This window comes from Streptomyces sp. DvalAA-14 (genome assembly GCF_900091855.1).
GTDB lineage: Bacteria > Actinomycetota > Actinomycetes > Streptomycetales > Streptomycetaceae > Actinacidiphila.
Map to the genome: position 1 here is coordinate 1 of NZ_FMCH01000465.1, position 4,117 is coordinate 4,117.

General features: G+C 70.9%; 3 protein-coding genes and 1 pseudogene. 3 read left to right on the forward strand and 1 reads right to left on the reverse strand.

All coding sequences use genetic code 11. From position 1 onward, the window contains the following. Positions 1-79: 79 nt before the first annotated feature. Positions 80-607, reverse strand: coding sequence for a methylated-DNA--[protein]-cysteine S-methyltransferase (locus GA0115240_RS24390; protein WP_093739672.1), 528 nt, complete (start codon positions 605-607; stop codon positions 80-82). 120 nt (positions 608-727) lie between these two features. Between GA0115240_RS24390 and uvrB the strand changes: the two genes are divergently transcribed. From uvrB to GA0115240_RS24405, 3 genes and pseudogenes are all read left to right on the forward strand, one after another. Further along, complete coding sequence (gene uvrB / locus GA0115240_RS24395) at positions 728-2,824, forward strand: excinuclease ABC subunit UvrB (RefSeq protein WP_093739674.1); 2,097 nt, start codon at positions 728-730, stop codon at positions 2,822-2,824. Positions 2,825-2,986: 162 nt separating this feature from the next. Continuing rightward, on the forward strand, positions 2,987-3,565 hold the full coding sequence (locus tag GA0115240_RS24400; RefSeq protein WP_093739676.1) for a TerD family protein: 579 nt from the start codon (positions 2,987-2,989) through the stop codon (positions 3,563-3,565). Between the two features lie 78 nt (positions 3,566-3,643). Beyond that, positions 3,644-4,117: pseudogene (locus GA0115240_RS24405) on the forward strand (hypothetical protein); the annotation flags it as partial.

The window sequence follows — 4,117 nt, forward strand, 5'->3', positions numbered from 1 at the left end:
GAGGACTAGACCCGGCCGGGCCCGGCCGGCGCGGCCCGGAAACCCGGCGGCGCGCCCCCGGCCCGCCCGGCCGTTCGGCTCAGAACAGCGGCGCGGGCAGCACGCCCTCCAGGGCCAGCAGCGAACGCTTGATCTCCAGGCCGCCGCCGAAGCCGCCTATGCCGCCGTCGCTCTCGATCACCCGGTGGCACGGCACGACCACCGGTAGTGGATTGGAGCCCATCGCGACCCCCACCGCCCGGGCCGCGCCGGGCTCGCGCACCCGGTCGGCCAGGTCCTGGTAGGCGACCACGGAGCCGTAGGGGACCCCGGTGGCCAGCTCGCGCAGCACCCGCCGGGCGAAGCCGGTGATCAGCGACCAGTCCAGCGCCAGCGAGAATTCCCGCAGGGTGCCGTCGAAGTACGCGTCGAGCTGCTCGGTGACCGGCGCGAGGCGGTCCGCGTCCGCCACCGGGGCACGGCCCAGCCGCCGTGCGGCCGACTCCAGGGCGCGCTCCACCGTCCCCCGATCGGCCCGGAAGCACACCAGGGCCAGCCCCTGCTCCGTGCCGGCCACCAGCAGCGGCCCGATCGGCGCGTCCAGCACCGTCCACGCGAAATCCGTCACACCCGCAAGGCTAGGCGGCGGGTCCGACAGCGGGTCCGGCAGCGGGCCCCGCCGCCCGGGCGGCGGCGGTCCCGGCGGCGGTCCCGGCCGTTTGTCAGTGGCTCGTCGTACCTTTGAAGCATGCGGCCCGTATCAGACATCGAACGCAGTGTGGCGCCCTTTGAGGTCGTCAGCCCCTACCAGCCCAGCGGTGACCAGCCCACCGCCATCAACGACCTCGAAAGGCGCATCCTCGCAGGTGAGCAGAATGTGGTGCTGCTCGGTGCGACCGGTACGGGCAAGTCCGCCACCACCGCCTGGATGATCGAACGGCTGCAGCGGCCCACCTTGGTGATGGCCCCGAACAAGACGCTGGCCGCGCAGCTCGCCAACGAGTTCCGGGAGCTGCTGCCGAACAACGCGGTCGAGTACTTCGTGTCGTACTACGACTACTACCAGCCCGAGGCCTACGTCCCGCAGACGGACACCTTCATCGAGAAGGACTCCTCCATCAACGAGGAGGTCGAGCGGCTGCGCCACTCCGCGACCAACTCGCTGCTCACCCGGCGGGACACCGTCGTGGTCGCCTCCGTCTCCTGCATCTACGGCCTGGGCACCCCGCAGGAGTACATCGACCGCATGGTCCGGCTCAATGTCGGCGACGTCATCGACCGGGACCAGCTGCTGCGCAAGTTCGTCGAGATCCAGTACACCCGCAACGACCTGGCCTTCACCCGCGGCACCTTCCGGGTCCGCGGCGACACCATCGAGATCTTCCCGGTCTACGAGGAGCTGGCGGTCCGCATCGAGATGTTCGGTGACGAGATCGAGGCCCTCTACACCCTGCACCCGCTGACCGGCGAGGTGATCACCGAGGACCGCCAGATCTACGTCTTCCCCGCCACCCACTACGTCGCCGGCCCCGAGCGGATGGAGCGGGCCATCGCCGGCATCGAGCAGGAGCTGGAGACCCAGCTGGCGCTGCTGGAGAAGCAGGGCAAACTGCTGGAGGCCCAGCGGCTGCGGATGCGCACCACCTACGACGTCGAGATGATGCGGCAGATCGGCAGCTGCGCCGGCATCGAGAACTACTCCCGGCACATCGACGGCCGCGGTCCCGGCAGCGCCCCCGACACCCTCATCGACTACTTCCCCGAGGACTTCCTGCTGGTCATCGACGAGTCGCACGTCACCGTGCCGCAGATCGGCGCCATGTACGAGGGGGACGCGTCCCGCAAGCGGACCCTGGTCGACCACGGGTTCCGGCTGCCGTCCGCGCTGGACAACCGCCCGCTGAAGTGGGAGGAGTTCCAAAAGCGCGTCGGGCAGACGGTCTACCTGTCCGCGACCCCCGGCCCGTACGAGCTGTCGCGCGGCGAGGGCGTGGTGGAGCAGATCATCCGGCCGACCGGCCTGGTGGACCCGGAGGTGATCGTCAAGCCCACCGAGGGCCAGATCGACGACCTGGTGCACGAGATCCGGCTGCGCACCGAGAAGGACGAGCGGGTCCTGGTCACCACGCTGACCAAGAAGATGTCCGAGGACCTCACCGACTACCTGCTGGAACTCGGCATCCAGGTCCGCTACCTGCACAGCGACATCGACACGCTGCGCCGGGTGGAGCTGCTGCACGAGCTGCGGGCCGGCGAGTACGACGTGCTGGTCGGCATCAACCTGCTGCGGGAGGGCCTGGACCTGCCCGAGGTGTCGCTGGTCGCGATCCTGGACGCCGACAAGGAGGGCTTCCTGCGCTCCGGTACCTCGCTGATCCAGACCATCGGCCGCGCCGCCCGTAACGTCTCCGGCCAGGTGCACATGTACGCCGACCGCATCACCCCGGCGATGGAGAAGGCCATCGACGAGACCAACCGCCGCCGGGAGAAGCAGGTCGCCTACAACACCGAGCGGGGCCTGGACCCGCAGCCGCTGCGCAAGAAGATCGCCGGCATCCTGGACTCCTTCGCCCGGGAGGACGCCGACACCGAGGAGCTGCTGGGCTCCGGGCGGCAGCGCTCGCGCGGGAAGGCACCGGTGCCGGGACTGTCGGCGAAGGCGGCCGGCAAGCGGTCGAGCGCCCCGCTGCCCGCCGAGGAGCTCGCCGACCTCATCGCCCAGCTCACCGATCAGATGCACACCGCCGCCGCGGAGCTGAAGTTCGAGGTGGCGGCCCGCATCCGGGACGAGCTGGGGGACCTGAAGAAGGAACTGCGTCAGATGCGCGAAGTCGGCATGGCGTAGCGGAGCGGCGGGGAGCCCGCCGGCGGCATCGGTCCACTGCCCGGGAATCAGCCATGAATCGGCGGAAATCTCCTGGCGACGAACCGGGATACCGCCGGGCGGCGTCTTGTTAGGGTCGGGACACGAACCGAACAGGGCGTGACGGGTGAGAGGGGACAGCGCGTGACGGTCAATATGACCAAGGGTCAGAAGATCAGCCTGAGCAAGGCTGACGGGGGATCGTTGACCGCGGTCAGGATGGGGCTCGGCTGGCAGGCCGCCCCGCGCCGCGGGCTGTTCGGCAGCCGCACCCGGGAGATCGACCTGGATGCCTCCGCGGTGCTCTTCGCCGACAAGCAGCCGGTCGACGTGGTCTTCTTCCGCCACCTCACCAGCGACGACGGCTCGGTCCGCCACACCGGGGACAACGTGGTCGGCGGCGCCGGACAGGGCGGCGACGACGAGTCGATCCTGGTGGACCTCCAGCGGGTGCCGGTGCACGTCGACCAGATCGTCTTCACGGTGAACTCCTTCACCGGCCAGACCTTCGCCGAGGTGCAGAACGCGTTCTGCCGCCTGGTGGACGAGACCAACGGGCAGGAACTCGCCCGCTACACGCTCACCGGCGGCGGCCAGTACACCGCGCAGATCATGGCCAAGGTGCAGCGCGGCCAAGGCGGTTGGTCGATGACCGCGATCGGCACGCCCGCCAACGGCCGTACCTTCCAGGACCTGATCCCGGCGATACTGCCCGCGCTGTAGCGCGGGCCGGGACCGGCGTCACGGACACGACGACCGACCAGGACAAGAGAAGACAAAAACGGGAACGGGGGCGGCGGAATGACTGCCGAACTGGTCCGCGGGCAGAACCATCCGCTGCCCGGCAACCGGCTGCGGATCCGGGTGTCGGCGGGCACCCCGGTGGTGGCCGCGGTCACCCTCGGGGACGCACAGGGCCGGGTCGTCGGCGATCCGGCCCCGCCGCCGGGGGGCGCCGCCTCCCCACCGGGGCCGGAGCCGCTCCCGCCGTCCGGATTACGGCACGGATGGCTCGCCCATCCCGGCCGTCCGCAGCTCCCCGGGGTCGACGTGTCCCGGCAGGCCGCCGCCGAGCACCTGCTCGCACTGGACCTGGACGCGCTGCCGCGGGGCGTGCACCGGGTGCATGTGCTGCTGGCGCTGCCCGCCGCCCGGCCCGGCTCCCCGGCGGACTTCGGCGCCGCCCCCGCCCCGCACCTCGCCGTCAGCACCGCGGATGGCACCCCGGTGGCCGACTTCACCATCACCGGCCTGGGCGCCGAGACCGCCCTGCTC